The organism is Cytobacillus sp. OWB-43 (assembly GCF_034651445.1).
Lineage (GTDB): Bacteria > Bacillota > Bacilli > Bacillales > Cytobacillaceae > Cytobacillus > Cytobacillus kochii.
The window spans coordinates 164,101-183,445 of sequence record NZ_JAYEFF010000005.1; the positions used below are offsets into that span (position 1 = coordinate 164,101).

Here is a 19,345-nt window from a genome sequence, read left to right on the forward strand (position 1 = left end):
GTTCTCAAGAGAGAAACATAATATAAAAAGTAACCCGAAACGAGTTCGGGTCATTCTCATTTATTAGGTTATTTCTCTACAGATACAGAGATATGGTTAAAGGTATTGACATCAAAGAGCCCAAGGTCTGTTAGTTTTAGTGATGGAATAACAGGTAGCGCAAGGAAGCTTAATGTTAAGAATGGATTAAATGTATGGTTAGCTCCGATTTTATCCAATGCCTGATTGATTTCCACTAGCCTCTTATTCACTTTCTCATATGGTTCATGTGACATGAGACCCGCGATTGGCAAGTTTAATTGAGCAAGCACCTTTCCTTTATCGACAACTACAAGTCCACCTTGCATGTCGCGGATTGCATTGGCAGCGACAGCCATATCTTTATCAGTTGTACCCGCAAGAATTAAATTATGAGAATCATGGGCTACCGTTGTTGCGATGGCGCCAGATTGTAGTCCGAGCCCTTTTAAGACACCGAGTCCAATGTTGCCAGTATGATGATGACGCTCCATGACAGCAATTTTCAAATGATCTTTCTCGATAGAAGCGATGAAACGATCGCGTTCGTCTTTCTGAACGGTTTCAATAACATGGTCGGTTACTATGCTGTTCGGTATCACTTCAATAATATGGGCTTTTTCTCCGACGATGTCTAAGTGAAACGATTGTTCATTAATGACAGGAAGATGGACGGTATTAGTGAGATGGGAAAATTCCTTTTGCTCTAATTCTTTAGGGAAATCAGTTAATTCTCCTTCACTAAAAACACATTGTCCATTTTTATAAACAGATTGAATCTCAATTTGCTCAAGATCGTCTAATAAAACGAAATCAGCTTTATATCCTGGAGCGATGGCACCTTGTTCCTTAAGCCCGAAGCACTCAGCTGTATTGAGAGACCCCATTTGAATCGCTGTAATCGGATCAATCCCCTTCTTAATCGCTTTCCGAATCATATAGTCGATACTACCTTCGCTAATAATATCATCAAGATGGCGGTCATCTGTAACAAATAGAAATCTACGTGCATTTTTCTCATTAACAATTGGTAGGATTCGACATAATTCTTTTGCTGCTGTACCTTCGCGAATCATGACGTACATCCCTTTTTGCAATCGTTCTTTTGCTTCTTTTGCAGTAGTTGCTTCATGATCAGTTCGGATACCAGCTGTCATATACACATCTAGTTGTTTTCCTTTTAGCCCCGCCGCATGGCCATCCACTTTTTTTCCTCTTTCATGCGCTTCGTGAATTTTACTCAATAAGTCGTGATCGCCTTTCATCACACCGGGATAATTCATGACTTCGGCTAAACCAATCACCATCTCATATTCATAAAAAGGAGATAAGTCGTTTGCTGTTAATGTAGCACCGGCATTTTCAAAAGGTGTGGCTGGCACACAAGATGGTAGCATGAAATAAGCATCAAATGGAATATCATCAGATGCGTGAAGCATAAACTCAATACCTCTTTCACCAACGACATTAGCAATCTCATGAGGATCACAAATGACAGCAGTTATCCCATGCTGCAGGAGGATTTTTGAAAACTCGACAGGGGTTACCATGGAGGATTCAATATGTACATGTCCATCAATAAAAGAAGGAGCTAAAAAACGGTTATGAGCGTCAACTGTTTCTATTCCTTTATAGTCACCAATTCCAACAATATATCCATCTGTGATGGCTACGTCTCCAGAAATAATTTCACTTGAAAACACATCAACAATTTGCGCATTTTTGATGACAAGGTCTGCAGGTGATTTACCTGAAGCTACTTCAATTCGTTTCTTCATCTTTTCCATTAAAGGTCCTCCTCCAAAAGTGGTTCCGTCAATTTCGATTTTTTGAACTTTATTGTACCATTAAGTAGTTGGTTCATTTATGACATTGTTATTGTTTCTTCCAATCATAAGTAAGAAGGCTTAAACTGTTTAGGTCATTATACTAGTGTTCTTAAACTAAGGAAAATAAAAGAGAATTTTGACTTCTCCCTAAAAATTATAATCAAGTGTGAAACCAAATAATGTAAATGTACTCTTATATAAGATATGATGTTAGTTGCTTTTTAATCAATAAAGGTGGTAGATACTACGATGATTAATTATGAAAAACAGTTAAAGGAAATGTTAGAACAAAATGAGGAAATCATTCATTTATTAAGTTGTTTATCGGATTTGGACTTACCCTTTGATTATTATGTAGCTGCGGGATGTGTGGCAAATACCGTGTGGAATCAATTATCTGGCAACGCAATCGACTATGGTATATCAGATATTGACCTTGTCTACTATGACAAGGGAAACCAATTGAGCGAAAGGGAGTTTCAGCAAATATTAAGTAGTATGCTCAAGTCGTTTCCATATCAATTAGATATAAAGAATCAAGCGAATGTCCATTTCTGGTATGAAGAAAAATTTGGTTTTGCGATTCCTGCTTATACAAGCATCAATGAGGCAATCGCGAGCTGGCCAACAACAGCTACTGCGGTAGGGGTGAAAATGGAGAAAAATGACAAGATGACTATGTATGCGCCTTATCATTTAGATGATCTGTTTAACATGAGGATAGTACCGAATAAAGTAATCGTCACGAAGGAGATATATGAGTATAAGGCAAGGAAATGGAAAGCGAAATGGCCCAATCTTGTTGTATATGATTGGTGAGGTCGGAGAGAGGGAACCTATCCGACCTCGATACCTTAATCAAATCTACGTTTCTTATATATTACGATGGTGAGTATGAATGAAACGGCTACCCACAAGAATAAAATGAACAAATTCATGAGGATTTCAGCTGCCCCCTTACCGTCACTTAAACCAAACCAAATCTGATTTAATTGTTCATTAGGCAACAACTCAATTATATTGATCAAGGTTGCATTTTCAACCATTGGTTTAAACATGGAGCTCATGCCGAATATAATTAATACAGGCATACCGATAATACTTGTCTCCATTACTGTCCGTGAAAGCAGTCCAAGAATCGTTCCTGTTGCAAGGTAAAAGACTAAGCCTAGTAAAGTGCTAAGAGAAAATAGTGGAAGGGATGGGACTGTGTATCCTGAGAAAATAATTGATCCGATAATAACAAGGATGGTCATCAGTCCAGACAATGCGCTTTTTCCAATCAATATTTCTAGTGTACTGGCAGGTGATAATAACAAGCCCCTCAAAGTATTTTTCTCTTTTTCTTCTGCAACCATCGCAGCTTGGATAAAAGCACCCGCAATAATTAGTGCGAGATTAATTGGATAAGTAGAAAGGACGTCTGTTGCTGCATTCATGCGACCTAACATCGCTGCAAAAACTAATGGGATGGCTAAAGTAAAAAGAATATATGAATTTCTCTGCAAATCTTTCCAATCTTTAATAAATATAGCGTTGACACGTTTTAATGAAAAGATCATGATAATTTCCTCCCCGTTAATTTTACAAATACATCTCCAAGTGTCGGCTCATCTGAATGAATGGTTACGATTTCTCCGTCTTTTATATAGTTATATATTTCTTTTGCACCTGCTTCGTCTTTTTGCACAACCACTTTACGATTGTTTCGCAATAATAGGGAGATGGATGAAGAACTTTGTTGTGTTTTAATATTCTCTGGTGTATCAATTAAGCTGATTTCACCATTATGTAAGAATGCCACTCGATCACAAATTGTCTCAGCTTCTTGCATATCATGAGTAGTTAAAAATATTGTTGTTCCTTCTTCGTTTAGCTTTTTAAGCCCTTGGTGGATATGCATCGTGTTTACAGGATCCAAGGCAGAAGTCGGCTCATCTAAAAAGAGTAAATCCGGTTTATGAAGCATGGCTCTAGCTAATGTCACTCGTTGCTTCATTCCTTTGGACAGTTTTTGCACGATTTTCTTACTTTCTTCTATTAAATTTACCGTTGTGAGCACTTCATTGATTCTTTTTTTATCTACTTCATATAAATCACAATATAATGCGAGATTATCGTATATACTAAGCCTTTCGTATAAGCCACTATTATCAGTTAATATACCAATTCTCTTCATATAAATGGGATCTTTTAGTTTCGCAATTGGTTCACCAAACACTTTCACTTCTCCGGCAGTTGCATGAAGTTGAGCGGTTAGGATTTTGATTGTTGTTGTTTTACCTGAACCACTCGGTCCTAAGAAACCAATTGTTTCCCCTTTTCTTACTTGAAAACTTACTTTCTTTAAAGCTAGTTGGTTTTGAAAAGACTTTTCAAGGTCTCTTACTTCAATGACATTTTCCATTTAATTGGCCCCTTTTCACGTTTTGCATTTCTTGTCTTCAATATTAACTGTGAAATGGGATGAATACAGTAATATCAAGGTGAAAAGCGTCTATATTTAGATGAATGGAAGCAATTAAGCGGTGAATGGAGCAAGGAAAGTAGGTGAAAATAGGGTGTCATTCGTTGTTAAAGTCAAGATGAAACAACTTATATGCCCATAATCTCTTTCAACTCATTTAATTTTCCTTTTGATAATGGGATTGAACTCTTTTTCGCATCATCGAGAATAAGGCTATAACTATTTCTTGTCCAAGTAATGACTTCTCTCACCTTCTGCAAATTAACAATATATGAACGATGACAGCGAAAGAATCCAAATGGATGCAGTCTCTCAAATAATGTATTTAGCGTAAGAGCACAAGGGAAACTTTCACCATTTACATGTAAATGAGAAATGCCATCATTACTCTCAACATATACAATTTCAGTCGGATCAAAAAGGATGATTTTGTCCTCCACTTTTGCAGGGATTTTTTCAAGACGCAATGGATTGTTCATGTTCTGAATCTTTTCTGAAGAAGCTGGACCGATTTCTTCGCTAGGCAACATATCTTGTTGCGGCTGTGCTTCTTCATCTTCGATATCCTGGTGACTACTCTCTTCATCCATGATCTCGATTTTTTTTAGACCGTGCTCATTTAAACGATACACTGTATCCGTCATTGATAGTGCACTTTCGTAATTATTAGTAATGATAAGGGCGACTCTTCCTTGTTGTTTATGGTCTTCTAATACTTTCTGTAGTGTAATTTTACTTTCGATATCGATGTTTTGGTCGGGTTCTTCTAATATAAGCAAATCTGGTTGATGGAGGATTGCCCTTCCTAAGTGTAGCCTTTTCTTTTCAGAAAACGTAAGTCTGCTAATCTTTGTATTTACTTTGTCTATTAAATTTATTTTTTGTATTAAAGCTTCTATTTCTATATTGACTTCATGCAGGTTCTTATAAAAAGTTAAAAATTCTCTGGGAGTTAACCGGTCGTAGAGAGCGTCGTCTAGTAGAGATAGCCCAATTCTATTAGATAGACTTTTAAAATGCTTATTTAACTCTGTATCTTCAAATAATACATTTCCATTTGAAATACTGTTCTTTCCAATCATCATCATGATGAGATGTTTGCCAACTTCGTTATTGCATTGGAGTGCAACAATTTCATTTCTATATAAAGTTAAATCGAATTTAGGGAAGATAATTGTATTTCCGATTGTTTTTTCAAGTTGATTCATCTGCAATAGCTTCATGTCGACACCTCAGGGTAGATTAATATGGTTTACATTGACTATAAGATTTTCGTTTAAACAAAGGATAAATGATTGAAGAGGAAGAGGACGAATGTCGTAATTCTATGTAGTTAAATATACCTTAATTGGATTTTACAGGATTTTAAAGCTGATTAAAAGTGGAAATAATTAAAATGTTGAGGCTTTATATGAAGAAAAAAGAGGGACCCGAATGTCATACAAGTAGGGTCCCTTTGTAGAACTTATTGCCATTTCTTTTTCTGTTGTAGTAGTTTCTGGAATTCCTTTTCCAGCTCCTCTGTTGGCTCGATACTCAATCGTGAAAGGACTTCTGTTATTTTTGTTTCGATGAGTAAACGTTCTTCCTCATGATCATTCCTCTTCACCTCGGGCTCATAGGATTCGTAAGCTTCGTGATTGCCTCTGAATACTTCAATCTGTTTATTTTTAATAATCAATAACCTGTTTGCTACCTTATTAGTAAGACGGCGATCATGAGAGACGAAGAGAATAGTTCCCTTATATTGCATTAATAGTTCTTCTAATGCTTCTACAGCTTCAATATCGAGAAAATTTGTCGGCTCATCTAGCACTAATGTATTCACTTCACTCACAAGTATTTTGGCTAATGCGACTTTCACTCGTTCTCCGCCGCTAAGAAGTGAGACTTTTTTATATACATCTTCTCGAAAAAAGCGTAGTCTGGCTAGTATTGTACGAATAATCGTTTCTTCCTGAATAGAGGTTTCTTTAACATTTTCAATAATCGTTTTATCCTTGTGTAGAATATCTAAATTTTGACTAAAATAGCCAATTTTTAAAGATGGAGAGACAGTCAATTCTTGCCTCTGTAAAATTTTTTTAATCAAGGTTGTCTTTCCAGAGCCATTGGGACCAATAATCGCCCATTTTTCTCCTCCGCGAATTTGAAAGGAGGCGGGTTCAAAAAGCAGGTGATCAGCTATTTTTCCTTTAAGGTTTTCCGCTCTAATAATAATTCGGTTCTTCGTATTTTTTTCATTAGGTAAGGTCATTTGTAAGGACGGGAGGTCCTTAATTTTTTCAACCTTTTCAAGCTTTTCCAATCTTGTTTCAATTGATTTAGCCGTTTGTTGCAGCTTTTTTTGTTTTTTAGCAAAGTAAGGCTTTGATCCTGTGATCCGTGCTTCAGAAGAACTTAGATTTTTTGGCTTTTTAGTTGCTCTCTCTGCCTTCTTAGCCTTCAAGGTGAGGGCATTTTCTAATTGTGCTTTTTTCTGTTCATACTGTTCGTAAGCTTGCTGCTTCTCTGCTAATGCTAATTCTTTCTGCTGTTTATATTGCGAGTAATTACCAGAATATATCTTTACTTTCTCCTCATCAATTTCCCAAATTTTTGTACACACACGGTCAAGAAAAGTTCTGTCATGCGAGACAAGAATGAGGGCACCTTGCCAATGCTTAAGAATCTTTTCTAACCATTCAATATGGGAGGTGTCCAGATGGGTCGTTGGTTCATCTGCAAGTAATATTTCCGGGTTTTTAGCTAGTGCTTCTTTAATATATTGTTGCGTTGTTTCTCCACCACTTTTGTATTGATCATCATGTTTTAATTGTGGTAATAACTCCATTGTGCCATTGCGGATGATTTGTCCCTCTTCGGCAGTTATTTTTCCTACAAGTGTATCTAAAATTGTCGTCTTTCCTGTCCCGTTCCGGCCAACTAAACCAATACGATCGTTTTGTTGTACAGTTATTCTTTCTGCAGTAGCTAATAGTCGGTCACCTATAGTAATTTTCAAATCAGTGGCTTCTAATAATAGCATATTAATCATCTCCTCTCGTTTTGGGAGACAAATTCTCGAAAAAAATGCCTCCTATTTCTTCAGAATAGGAGGCATAAAGGTACACTAAAAAAGTTGGGAGAATTCCAACGGGTAACCTTATGAAGTGCAATCCTATTCTGAAAACATTGTTTGAAAGCATAGCAAAATAAAGCGTTCCTTTACTCATTACCTTCAATTGTTTGTTTTCGATAAATAGGATTCTTACTTCATTGACTTAGAGTCACCCTTTCGCATTTAATAATATTATCATACTTAAATGGATAGAAATTGTCAAAGTTATGTGTTTTAATGTTTGTTGAAAAGGGAATAAGAGAAGTTAGCGCTCTATAAAACCATTCGTGTCTGAATTTTAAAATAGTTATTTTTGCTCATTTATTTTCAGTTTTATCATGTATTTTTTTAATGAAAAATATAGCAAAAGAACCAGGTATAATATACTATGATACTATCAACTATTTTGATGTGGGGTGACCGGCAATGGAAAAGGTCTTACAGGATAAAGAAAAAATGAACCTTTTATTAAAAGGTGTCCAAACTTCAATTGGACAGCTAATTCCCATGAATCATGAATTAGTGGGTAGGACTGAGCTAGAAGGTTCATTCCTTGTTCGATATGGGGTATTCATCGGTTTCTCAGGGGACATAGCTGGTAAATTGTTCATTGGTGGTGATCGTTCACTTTTTTCATTGCTGGGGAAATCTATGTTCGGGATGGACTTAGAAGGTGAAATGTTAACATCTTTTAGTGGGGAACTAGGGAATATGATTGCTGGTGGTTCAGTATCAGCCATCGAAGGGAAGGGAATGGAAGTAGATATTACCTCCCCGACAATATTGGATGGTCATAGTTTTATATCAGGGTATACAAAAGGGTATATTCTTACTTATAATTTGCCAGATAATATAGAACTTCTTGTCCATGTTTTGATTGACTAACTATTGTTGATACGATAAGTATTCATATTCATCCAATGGAATAGCTTTAATGACTTCCTGCTCGTCATTTCTATAAACCTCGAATTGTTGATATTTTTCAACAATGACATCATCTTTGTAAACTGTGTCCACTAGTTGAAGCTCTAAAGTAGGAGCTAAACCTTCAAGGTCAGTTTCATCAACGGTTTGACTTACTTCTTCGCTGTCATTATTCTCATTAATTACTGGAAAATAGGGATATTTACTTTCTCTTTCGTTCTCATGGTGGAGGATTGAATTAGGGGATTCAGCTAATGAAACAAAGCAAATAATGATGGCTACTCCAACTAGATAAACAACTTTATTCATCATTTCTCCTCCTTAAATAGTCTCCTATTTTAGTTTATGCATGTCCTATTAGTGATAGAACGTTAATAAAGTCATCGCCTATCAATAGAGGGGATACAAAAAAGGGCTATTCATTAGCAGAACACCCCTTTTTTATTATTAGTTATGAAATTAAATTTATTTTTGTACTTATAGTTGTTGAGGTAAAAACTTCACACAAACTGGTTCAGGTACAGGAACATTTTGTTGCAATAGTTGAAGTAACCCTGATTCAGCCTCTCGTTTAAATAAAGTTAAATTATTTGACCGTTCATTGGCTGCGATTAAGTATTCTTCAGTTGGATCTAATACAAAGTCACGTGGCCAATCTCCATATGTCGATGTATGAGCAACAAAGGTTATATGCAATCGATCTTCGGCGACTGCAAATATCGCAATTGAATTATGACCTCTATTGCCAGCGTATAAAAATTTGCCGTCTTGAGAAAGATGGATGGCGCTACCTTGATTGTTTTCTAAAAAATCCTCAGGTATCGTCTTATAATAAGAAATTTCCTTCAATTCTCCTTTCTCAGTGTCATATTGAAGTGCAATAATTTCTGAGCTTAGTTCAGTCATGCAGTAGGCCCATTTCCCATTGGGGTGAAAGGTGATATGTCTTGGTCCAGAGCCTGGCTGTGTTGCCAAAGTAAAATGTTTGGTGAGTTTATCCCCATCCCTACGAAATAGAATGATTTCATCTGCCCCTAAATCGACAGCAACAACATACTTCTCATCCGGTGTGAGTCCAGCGAAATGGGTATGTGGTTTTTCTTGGCGCTCATGTGGTCCCGAACCATGAATCTCTTTTGAAGTTAGCAGGTTTTTAATCTCGCCATTTTGTAGTAGTGAATAATAGTCAACCGTTCCTTTATGGTAATTCGCACTTAATAAGTATTGACTCTTTGGATCTAGACTTACATGACAAGGCGAGGCACCTGGAGAAAGGTGTTTGTTTAATAAAGTGAGCCCACTATGTCTGCTGTCTAACTCATAAGCGGCGACACCGCCTAAATCTCCTTCTTTCATCACAGCGTATAGATGTGATTGATTCGAGCTGATCGTTAAATAAGTTGGGTTTTCAAGTTTAGCAGCAAGTTCTATATTTTTAATTTGATCATCCTCTAAATGAAATGAGTAAATTCCTTGGCTATCCTTTTTTGTATAGGTACCAACATAGCCTGTGTAAGTAGTTGATGTCATAAGTATTCCTCCAACATTTTATGTATAGCTTTACTGTATCATATTTAAAGAGGAGAATGAAAAATAGAAAGAATCGGGATAAATCTATGGTAAGCGGAGAGGAGAAGGATGGTTACAAATTTTATTTAAAGTAATTTGATTTAAAGATTTGTATGTTTTTTGAATTTTTAACAAATACATTTGCTTTTACTTATTAAAGAATGATATCCTTTTACATTATATTGACAGGAGGCCGCGAAAGAATTATGTCACTTGAAAGTGTTAAAGCTCACTTGGGGAAATATGGTCGAGATAAAGATATATTGGAGTTTGATACGACAAGTGCAACTGTTGATCAAGCTGCCGAAGCAATTGGTGTTATTCCAGCTAAAATTGCCAAAACACTCTCTTTTCGAGGTGAGGGAGAAAAAGCACTACTAGTTGTTGCTGCAGGTGATGCCAGAATAGATAATAAAAAATTTCGTCATACATTTGGAATGAAAGCGAGAATGCTCTCTGCTGAAGAAGTGCTTGATCATACAGGGCATGTGGTTGGTGGTGTCTGTCCATTTGGTTTATCAAAAGAAATGAATATTTTTCTTGATACTTCCCTACAGCGTTTTGAAATGGTATATCCAGCATGTGGTAGCAAAAACTCAGCAATTGAACTAACTTGTGAGGAATTATATCAATATGCAGGGGCAAAACAATGGGTGGATGTAACTAAAGATTGGAATGGCGAGGCTAGGGAACAAACTGCGGCTACAACGGAAAATTGATTGTATTTGATGTAATGAAAGAAGGAGAGGTACTTGCCTAACAAAGGTTGGTACCTTTTTATGTGGAGAAGAATTTGAAATACGTGGTGCTTCCTCACTTGGGAATCTTAATAACACACACTAATATTAAGAGGAGATAGCTTAATTCTTTTTTTATTAGAGAAAAAGACCTGAATCTGCGTGGTGTTCTTATGTTACTATAGTACTATTCATGTTGTGTGAAAGGGTTTAGTCATGAATGAAACGTATCTTATTTTCTAGATTAATAGTAAGATAAAGGTGTATATATGCAAAAGGGGTTGCATTTATGGGAGTTGTCGTCACTGGAATGGGATTGATTGGCCCTAACATTACATCAATCAAAGATTTTTCAAATATATTAAAAGATAAAAAGACAACATTAAATAGAGAAGAATTTAACGGTGAGCACATTTTTACTGGAAGAGTAAATGAGAATGATATTAGCCACTCTTATTTAAAGGCGAGTAAATTACCGAAGTCAGCGCAAATGCTCCTTCATGCAACAGATCGGGCAATAGAAATGGCACAGATTCAACCGAGAGATTATGCAACTGCTATCATTGTTGGCTCTTCTGGTGGTGTAATAACGGAGGTTTTTAACCATTCAACTAAGTTAAACAAAGGAAAAAGGATGAGTCCCTATGCCATAGGGAATATGAATGGGCATACTTTGGCGAATTGTTTAAGTACTTCATTGCAAATTGAAGGACCAGCCTTTTCTTTAGCAAATAGTTGTACTTCAAGTTTAGACGCCATTCATATGGCTAAAATTCTTCTGCAAGCAAACGAGGTAGATGTGTGTATTGTCGGTGGGGTAGACTCTACCATTAATGATTTGGTATTGGCGGGATTTCTGCCACTGAGAATCTTGCAAACGGGAGAGACATTCATGGGTCCCTTTTCAACAGGTGAGGGTTTTGCTATGTCTGAAGGTGCAGGCGTATTAGTATTGGAATCAGAGCAAGGAGCGGTTAAACGAAAAAAAGAGATAATAGGGTATTTAGCGGAATCTAGCATGTTCCAATCCGCTTATTCATCTTACATTGCTGATCCAGGAGGTCGGGCAATGGTTAAGGCTGTTGAAAGAACAATTAAGAAAGGGATGCCGACTTATATTAATAGTCAGGCTTTAGGTTCCGAAGCAAACGATGATATTGAGGCAATGGTTTATGGAGAGTTTTTTCTAGATAAGGGTGTGCCCATTACTTCTATTAAAGGGAATGTTGGTCACGCGATGGGAGCATCGGGCATGTTTCAAGTAATGGCCGGTTTAATTAGTATACAGGAACAGTTCATTCCGCCAACCATCAGAGTAGATGTCGGTAAGTATGAGCAGCTTCTGGTTGTTGACGAAGTGATTCATAGCCCAGTGGAACAAGTACTTGTTACTTCACAAGGCTATGGTGGGAACAATAATGCTGCCCTTTTCTCTAAGGAAAGGATGACATAAGATGGAGTTTGTTTTATTATTAACTGTTTCTTTCATCCCCTTGTTTATCTCTGTATCCATATTATTCTATTCTAAAACCTCCTTAACAAAAGCTTTGTCCATTTTCCTCTTAATGTTGTCATTTTGGCAAATGGATATTGCCTTTCTTTATGCTGACCAGATGCTTTCTTTACAAGCGATTGATTTGTTGTTCCGCATTTTACGGATGGGTCCGATTTTTATAATGCCAACGATGTATTATTTCTCATACTATTTAGTAAAAGAAAATCCTTTTTTACATCGCTTTGGGATATTGTTTAATAAACCGGGAATGTGGTTATTTACGATCATTAGTATCATAACGTATTTGATAAACTTTACTTCACTTGGAGTCGAGTCTTACAGATTTGTTGAAGCGGTAAACGTTTCACCTTCTCATTGGATTCCTATCTATGGTCCATTGAATTTTACGTTTATCATTAATGTTTTACTTGTTTTTATTAATTGGTTTTTCTTGTTTATCGTCACCTTACAGTTAAAAGGTGTTTATTATCGAAGCTTTTACTTACAATTAGTAATAGCAGCAATGATTATTTTTATTAATGGTGTTATAAGTGGTTTTTCTTTTGCGCCGCTTTATTTTTCTAGTTTTAACTCTATCATTGCAGCCTTAATCTTATTTCTAGGTTTTTTTCAAATGCAATCGCAAAGAATTCGCAATATCAATATTGAGTTAATTAAACAGAGTGAACTATTAGAAGAAATTATGGATATTAATCCTAATTATCTGCTTGTTACAGGTAGTGATCAGCGAATTGTGAAGGTGAATCGCTCCTTTTGTCAATTATTTGATGAGAAAGAACGTACTTTATTAGGTAAAAAAACATCTACACTTATTCACTTTTTGCCAATGGTTGCATACGGGTTTGAACAACCTTACCGCTATACAGATTATAAAGGAAAAAATTATTATATTCAGTGGGGCATGAAGCAACTATATCAAAATTCCGGTCAATCGTTCACCATCTATTTTGGTAATGATGTAACAGAGCAGAAAAAGAATGAGCAATTGCTTCTTTCATCAGAGAAAATGAAAGTAATTGGTGAAATGGCTGCGAGTGTAGCGCATGAAATAAGAAATCCATTAACGACGATTCGTGGTTTCATACAATTGTTAAGAGAAAGAAACCCTGACTCGGCTTACGAGAGAATTCTTATTGAAGAAATTGATCGGATTAATCAAGTATTAAAAGAATTATTAATTCTCGGGAAGCCTGAGGCTAAATCTGATGAACTGCCTTCTGTTGAGCCATTTGATGCAGTTGATGAAGTGAATAATATTAACCTCCTCTTCAATGCTATGGCGACAGAACAAGGGAAGAAGATTCAACTTACTAACAAATTAAAGCAAAAACATTATATAAATATGGATAAGTCCCATTTCAAGCAAGTTATGATTAATATTATTAAAAACAGTTTGGAAGCCATTCATGAAGGTGGGAAGGTTAAAATTGTTTTAGATGAGCATGAAGAGTATATCCGTATCCGCGTCATGGATAATGGAGAGGGAATTTCTAAAGAAAGATTAGCTAGGATTGGCGAACCGTATTTCACAAGTAAAGAAAAAGGAAATGGCATTGGCTTAACGATTTGTTTTAAATTAATGAACGAAAATAAAGGGAAAATGTTTGTGAAAAGTAAAGAAAGATATGGAACAGTTGTAACAATGCTATATAAAGCACATTAAAAACTCCGAGGGCAATTGGAGGTGGTTAAATATCCTTTGTCTTCGGGTAGAAGTTGTGTTGACATTGACATTTTCTTAAATCCATTTTAAAATGAATGATATTCATTCATGTTTAAGGAGTTTGATAAATGGACAAAAAAGAGCGTATTGTGCATGCCGCAATTGAAGTTTTTCAAGAAAAGGGCATTGAAAAAACAAAAATTGCCGATATCGTGAAACTAGCAGGTATTGCTCAAGGGACTTATTATTTGTATTTCCCATCGAAACTTTCTGTTATGCCGGCTATTGCAGAAGTGATGGTAGAAAAATTAATTGCCAGAGTACATCATGAAGTAAATAGTGAAGCGATATTTGTTGATCGATTAAAGCAACTGGTCGACAGTATCTTTTTATATACGAGTGAGTATCGAGAAGTGCTTGCCTTAGTATATGCTGGTCTTGCTTCTAGCGAACATATTCGTCAATGGGAAACTGTTTACCAACCATTTTACGAATGGATTAGTCATTTTTTGCAGGCGGCTAAAGAAGAAGGAGTCGTACGTTCCAACCTTAATATAGAAAGTACAGCAAAGATTTTGATTGGATTAGTGGAATCGACAGCGGAGCAAATTTACTTGTATGATCACACAGATGAAGACAAAGCAAAGCAACAAAAAGAAGAAGTGCTAACCTTTCTAAAATACGGTTTAGGTTATCAATCTTCTGCTATTTAGCTTATGATTTTTGTAGGTTAAATAAATCTCACCAGTGGTGGGTTTTTGATAAAAATGACTGAAATTCAGTCATTTGGAGGGAAAAAGATGAATCGATCTTGGTTTTATGTTATATTAACGTGTTTATTTGAACTTGTTTGGGTTTTTGGCTTTAATACAGCGTATCTTTGGTGGCATTGGCTACTTGTAGTTGCAGTGATTTTATTAGATTTTCACTGTTTATCCAAAGCATGTGAGAATCTACCAACTGGCACCGTTTATGCTATCTTCGCCGGAGTAGGTACTGTAGGGACGTCTTTAATGGATGTCTTTCTCTTCAATGGAGAAATGGGGTTAGCGAAAGTAGTATTTATTATATTCATTTTAGTCGGTGTTATCGGTTTGAAGCTAGCTGATAATCAAATAGAAGAACATAGTAGGGAGGATCAAGTAGCATGATGGGCTGGATTCTTGTGATTTTAGCAGCAATAAGTGAAATTACTGGTGTTATTGGGTTAAAAAAATATAGTGAACAAAAAAACATTCAGAATGGTGTCATTTATATGGGTGGTTTTGGGATATCCTTTGCGCTCCTGTATGCCTCCTTTCAATATTTACAAGTGAGTATTGCTTATACGGTATGGATTGGTATTGGTACAGCAGGGGCTGTTTTACTTAGTATGTTCCTTTTCGGAGAGCCAAAAAGTAAAAAACGTATCATCAGCGTGTTGTTTATCATTGTCGGCGTAATTGGTTTGAAGGCGACTTCATAATATCCTTTGCAAGGAGGAGGAAGCACCATTCTGAAGTGAAAAAATGAATAATTTGGGTGCGCAAATAAAAATGCGCACCAAAGTTAATAAAAGGGAGTGATTGCCTTTTTCTGTGCTGGGAAAACTCTGTAATCAACGTTTCCCCCTTTTTACATTGTGATATTCATTTCGTACTTACTCCATTTTTTCTCTATTATACTAAACAACATTATTCCTCTTTTATTTATTCAATGTATAGTGCAGGCAGAGTGAAAGAATTAGACTAAAATATTTGCTTTCGTTGTACCTTTATAAACCCGTTATTTTTTACGGTTAACCGCTGATCGATCATATAAAGCAACTCGAAAGCCGATGATAATGGATAGTAAGATGACAATAAACGGCGCATAAAAAATAATAAATGTACTCATCTAAAATGTCTCCCTTCTTATACATGACTATCATTTCGCCCTTGTACATACTCCTTATTAAATAAGAAAAGCCGCAATAAAAGATAGAGCGATGGTAGGAGCAAACCTAAACCGGCTATAAAGGCTATAATCAAAGCGATGGCCATTGCTTCATTTGTGAAACTATCAAATATTGATAAATGGGGATACAGTAAATACGGATAATGTGAAATGCCATAAGCAAAGAAGGCAAGGTAATATTGTCCGCATAACAAAGTGAATGCGAGCCCATAGTTCATCCTCTTATATATAAGGATAAACGTCCCGATGAAAAATAGTACAGACAATGCAAACATCCACCATAAATCAACAAGTCGTTCAAAATGCTCTGGGTTGTGGAACTTTAATTCAACGATAATCCCAATTGCTGTAATGAGTGAAGGGATAGCCCATATTAGTGCATATTTCCTTAATAAAATAGTTGCCTCTTCGTCCTTGGCATAATGGGCATACCATGTTAAGAAAACAGCTGAGATATAAAGAACTGCAGTTATACTCAGTACAACAATACTCCATGTGAGTGGGCTTGTGAAAAGGGAGACTATATCAAGCACAGGTCCATTTTGTTCGATTGAAATAAATCCGCCTTCTGAGATTGTAAAAACAATTGAAAGGGAAGCTGGGATAAATAAGCCAGATAATCCATAAACATATGTATACCTCTTGGGCATACGATTTCCGTATGTTGAAAAAGCATAATAAGATCCACGAATGGCTAATAAAATAATGGCTAAGCTAATCGGCACTAACAGAGTGGTCCCATAATAATAAGCGGATTGTGGAAAAAACCCAACGATACCGACAAAGAAAAAGACGAGAAATACATTGGTGACTTCCCAGACTGGGGATAAGTAACGTTGAATGATTTTATTTAAAATATGTTGATTGCCTCTATATAAGCTGTAGGCATTAAAAAATCCTGCGCCAAAATCAATAGATGCAACGATAACGTAACCAAACAAAAACAGCCAAAGTACAAAAATACCAATTATCTCAAGACTCAAAAGTGTCACCGCCTTTTTCTATTTTTCGATCAGCTAATTCTTGTTCAACCGTGTTTCTATTGAACATACTAGTGAGTACGTAAATACTCCCTGCACCGAGCAAGAGGTATAAACAGGCAAATAGAACAAGCATCCAGCCTACATATTCATTACTAGTTGCCGCTTCAGCTGTCCGCATCAACCCATGTAGAATCCAAGGCTGTCTACCTACTTCGGTGAACCACCACCCTACCTCAATGGCGATCATTGAAAGTGGACCGGAAAGCACCATAATCCATAAAAACCATTTTGAATGAATAAATGACCACTTTCTAATAAGCCCAATAATATAAAGTAAAGCAATTAAAATAAGGAGCATACCTAAAGTCACCATAATATCGAATAAATAATGAATATATAAAGGTGGCGTAACATCTTCATCAAACTGGTCCAAACCGATGACTTCGGCAAATGGATTGCTGTGGGCAAGTATACTTAAAGCGTAAGGTATCCGAATGGCATATTTAATCTCTTCATCATCTAATACACCATAGAGAATAAGAGGCGCATTTTCTTCTGTTTCAAAATGCCACTCGGCAGCCGCAAGCTTCTCTGGTTGATATTCGGCTAAATATTTTCCAGCGAAGTCACCTAACAGGGCGGTGGAGATGGAGAAGACGAGTGCAAGTTTTAAAGTTAAATAAAGCGCTTTTTTATGATAGAGATGTGTTGAACCTCTAAGCATGCGATAAGCAGCAATACTAGCAAGTATAAACGCTGAAGTCATATAGGCCGTGCTTAAAACATGTGCTACCTTTGTCGGCATAGCTGGACTAAACATAGCAAGCAATGGAGAAATATTAACAATCTGTCCATCGACAATATCAAATCCTTGGGGTGAATTCATGAAAGCATTGACCACAGTAATAAAAACAGCCGAAAATGAAGCACCTAAAGCAACAGGGATTAACAATAGTAAATGTTTTTTTTGATTTTCAAATCGATCCCATGTATATAAGTAAATTCCAAGAAAAATTGCCTCAAAGAAGAAAGCAAATACTTCCATAAATAATGGCAGAGCAATAATATGTCCTACTAGTTCCATAAAATGTGGCCAAAGAAGAGAAAGCTGCAAGCCGATTGCCGTTCCTGTCACAACTCCAACAGCTACGGTAATGACGAATCCTCTTGCCCAACGACGAGCAAGTAATATGTAATGGTCATCTTGCTTTTTAATTCCGATCCATTGGGCAATCATAATCATTAGTGGGATTCCTACACCAATGGTTGCATAAATGATATGGAAAGTTAATGTTAACTCTGTCAAAGCACGGCTATATAAAACGCCTTGTTCGCTAGCCAATAGAATCCCTTCTTTCGTTATTATCTTTTATAATTAGTGGAACAAGCGTCCGAGGATGGATAAGCCGAGAATAAAAGCGATTGAAAAGGCTAAGAGAATGAGCTTTTTCTCCTGTTTTTTATACATTTTGTCTCCTCCTTTATTTCAAACTAAGTTTGCCCATAATATGGGATATTATTAAGAATCAGACAGAAACTTGTTACAAAGGATGAGAATAATTGAGTTATAATAGAAGTAACTGTTTTTTAGGGGTAAATTTTCGTTAGAAAGGGATGATAAGGAATTTATTCTAGCCATGTATCAATTTGAAAAAGTAAAGAGGAGATTATTATGGAAACAAAAAGTAAAAAGAAAAGTAAACAAAGTATACTAAGAATGGTGATTAGATGTCTGATTGTTATTATAGGTGGTTTTATCGCTGCTTATGGACTAGAGGCAGTCTTGATTCCTAATAATGTATCAGATGGAGGCGTTACGGGCATCAGCATTGTAGGTTCGCAACTATTTGATGTCCCATTAGGTGTTTTAATCGCAATTCTTAATATACCTTTTGTTTGGTTAGGTTATAAACAAATTGGTAAAACATTTGCCATCTATTCAATTATTGGTATTGCTTCATTAGCTGCAGGTACAAGCCTCATGCATCACATACCAGTCATTATTCAAGGTGATACACTCCTTGTCACAGTTGTAGGTGGAATTATTCTTGGTTTTGGTATGGGGTTAGCATTACGTAATGGTGGGGCACTTGATGGAATCGACATGCTTGCTGTGCTACTTTCACGAAAGCTCCCATTCGGAACAAGTGATTTAATTCTATTCTTAAATTTATTTGTCTTTATAATTGTTTCTACTGTGTTCGGCCTCCAGGGGGCGTTCTTATCTGCGATTGCTTATTTTATTGCAAGTAAAGTGATACATATCGTTGAGGAAGGGTTAAGTGGATCGAAAACATTTAAAATCATTACAACTGAACCAGTGGCTATGGTTGAAACCATTCGCGACCGTCTTGGGCGTAGTGCTACGTATAAAGAAGCTTATGGCGGTTATTCGCATGAAAAGTTCATCGAAATCACTTGTGTCATTAACCGTTTAGAAGAAAGCAAAATGAAAGAAATCATTTCTGAAATTGATGACGGCGCATTTGTCACCGTTTATGATGTAGCAGAAGTGAAAGGTGGAAGCTTTAGGAAAACGAATATTCACTAATTCAGTTTGTTACTCATCCTTTCCCAAACTTGACTGTTTGGGGGGATGAGTTT

The 19,345-nt window shown here is 36.3% G+C and carries 19 protein-coding genes; 9 read left to right on the top strand and 10 right to left on the bottom strand.

The genetic code is table 11. The annotated features are described in order from the left end of the window. Positions 1–68: 68 nt before the first annotated feature. Entirely contained in the window at positions 69–1,838 is a 1,770-nt protein-coding gene (ade, locus tag U9M49_RS17585) for an adenine deaminase (RefSeq protein WP_322910335.1), read from the bottom strand. 258 nt (positions 1,839–2,096) lie between these two features. Here ade and U9M49_RS17590 point away from each other — a divergent pair, with 258 nt between their 5' ends. Beyond that, positions 2,097–2,666, top strand: coding sequence for a nucleotidyltransferase family protein (locus tag U9M49_RS17590; protein ID WP_322910302.1), 570 nt, complete (start codon positions 2,097–2,099; stop codon positions 2,664–2,666). A 35-nt stretch (positions 2,667–2,701) separates the two neighbouring features. On the opposite strand, the gene U9M49_RS17595 is transcribed toward U9M49_RS17590, so the two are convergent. The 4 genes from U9M49_RS17595 to U9M49_RS17610 form a co-directional block, all read right to left on the bottom strand. Then, entirely contained in the window at positions 2,702–3,409 is a 708-nt protein-coding gene (locus tag U9M49_RS17595; protein WP_307315563.1) for an ABC transporter permease, read from the bottom strand. After that, positions 3,406–4,254, bottom strand: coding sequence for an ABC transporter ATP-binding protein (locus U9M49_RS17600; RefSeq protein WP_095370900.1), 849 nt, complete (start codon positions 4,252–4,254; stop codon positions 3,406–3,408). Before U9M49_RS17600 ends, U9M49_RS17595 begins: the two co-directional genes overlap by 4 nt. Before the next feature lie 188 nt (positions 4,255–4,442). Next, positions 4,443–5,537: a LytTR family transcriptional regulator DNA-binding domain-containing protein gene (locus tag U9M49_RS17605; protein WP_095370899.1), complete on the bottom strand. Its 1,095-nt coding sequence runs from the start codon at positions 5,535–5,537 to the stop codon at positions 4,443–4,445. Between the two features lie 242 nt (positions 5,538–5,779). Continuing rightward, a complete protein-coding gene (locus U9M49_RS17610; RefSeq protein ID WP_322910303.1) occupies positions 5,780–7,342 on the bottom strand; it encodes a Vga family ABC-F type ribosomal protection protein in 1,563 nt (520 codons plus the stop codon). Positions 7,343–7,840: 498 nt separating this feature from the next. Here U9M49_RS17610 and U9M49_RS17615 point away from each other — a divergent pair, with 498 nt between their 5' ends. Continuing rightward, a complete protein-coding gene (locus U9M49_RS17615; RefSeq protein WP_095370897.1) occupies positions 7,841–8,299 on the top strand; it encodes a chemotaxis protein CheX in 459 nt (152 codons plus the stop codon). Here U9M49_RS17615 and U9M49_RS17620 read toward each other — a convergent pair whose 3' ends face one another. Continuing rightward, entirely contained in the window at positions 8,300–8,647 is a 348-nt protein-coding gene (locus tag U9M49_RS17620; RefSeq protein WP_095370896.1) for a hypothetical protein, read from the bottom strand. Positions 8,648–8,815: 168 nt separating this feature from the next. Next, positions 8,816–9,868, bottom strand: coding sequence for a lactonase family protein (locus tag U9M49_RS17625; protein ID WP_095370895.1), 1,053 nt, complete (start codon positions 9,866–9,868; stop codon positions 8,816–8,818). Between the two features lie 245 nt (positions 9,869–10,113). On the opposite strand from U9M49_RS17625, the gene U9M49_RS17630 reads away from it, so the two are divergent. The 6 genes from U9M49_RS17630 (at position 10,114) to U9M49_RS17655 (ending at position 15,288) form a co-directional block, all read left to right on the top strand. After that, positions 10,114–10,626, top strand: a complete 513-nt coding sequence (locus U9M49_RS17630; protein ID WP_095370894.1) for a YbaK/EbsC family protein — start codon at positions 10,114–10,116, stop codon at positions 10,624–10,626. 307 nt (positions 10,627–10,933) lie between these two features. Continuing rightward, complete coding sequence (locus U9M49_RS17635; protein ID WP_095370893.1) at positions 10,934–12,097, top strand: beta-ketoacyl-[acyl-carrier-protein] synthase family protein; 1,164 nt, start codon at positions 10,934–10,936, stop codon at positions 12,095–12,097. 1 nt (position 12,098) lies between these two features. After that, the gene (locus U9M49_RS17640; protein WP_095370892.1) at positions 12,099–13,823 is read left to right on the top strand and encodes an ATP-binding protein; all 1,725 of its coding nucleotides are present in this window, start codon (positions 12,099–12,101) and stop codon (positions 13,821–13,823) included. A gap of 128 nt (positions 13,824–13,951) precedes the next feature. Then, positions 13,952–14,536, top strand: coding sequence for a TetR family transcriptional regulator (locus tag U9M49_RS17645; protein WP_307315544.1), 585 nt, complete (start codon positions 13,952–13,954; stop codon positions 14,534–14,536). An 87-nt stretch (positions 14,537–14,623) separates the two neighbouring features. After that, positions 14,624–14,974 carry a DMT family transporter gene (locus U9M49_RS17650; RefSeq protein WP_095370890.1) on the top strand — a complete coding sequence of 117 codons (351 nt, stop codon included), beginning with the start codon at positions 14,624–14,626 and terminating at the stop codon, positions 14,972–14,974. Beyond that, complete coding sequence (locus U9M49_RS17655) at positions 14,974–15,288, top strand: DMT family transporter (RefSeq protein ID WP_095373550.1); 315 nt, start codon at positions 14,974–14,976, stop codon at positions 15,286–15,288. Before U9M49_RS17650 ends, U9M49_RS17655 begins: the two co-directional genes overlap by 1 nt. Before the next feature lie 299 nt (positions 15,289–15,587). Here the strand turns inward: U9M49_RS17655 and cydS are convergent, their stop codons facing one another. The 3 genes from cydS to U9M49_RS17665 are packed head-to-tail and all read right to left on the bottom strand — an operon-like array spanning position 15,588 to position 18,083. Continuing rightward, positions 15,588–15,698, bottom strand: a complete 111-nt coding sequence (cydS, locus tag U9M49_RS22720) for a cytochrome bd oxidase small subunit CydS (RefSeq protein WP_370873333.1) — start codon at positions 15,696–15,698, stop codon at positions 15,588–15,590. Between the two features lie 17 nt (positions 15,699–15,715). Beyond that, a complete protein-coding gene (locus U9M49_RS17660; RefSeq protein WP_095370889.1) occupies positions 15,716–16,741 on the bottom strand; it encodes a cytochrome d ubiquinol oxidase subunit II in 1,026 nt (341 codons plus the stop codon). After that, positions 16,731–18,083 (bottom strand): cytochrome ubiquinol oxidase subunit I, encoded by a 1,353-nt coding sequence (locus tag U9M49_RS17665; protein ID WP_095370888.1) that lies wholly within the window; start codon positions 18,081–18,083, stop codon positions 16,731–16,733. The genes U9M49_RS17660 and U9M49_RS17665 overlap by 11 nt, the downstream gene beginning before the upstream one ends. 330 nt (positions 18,084–18,413) lie before the next feature. Between U9M49_RS17665 and U9M49_RS17670 the strand changes: the two genes are divergently transcribed. Beyond that, a complete protein-coding gene (locus U9M49_RS17670) occupies positions 18,414–19,292 on the top strand; it encodes a YitT family protein (RefSeq protein WP_095370887.1) in 879 nt (292 codons plus the stop codon). Positions 19,293–19,345 lie beyond the last annotated feature (53 nt).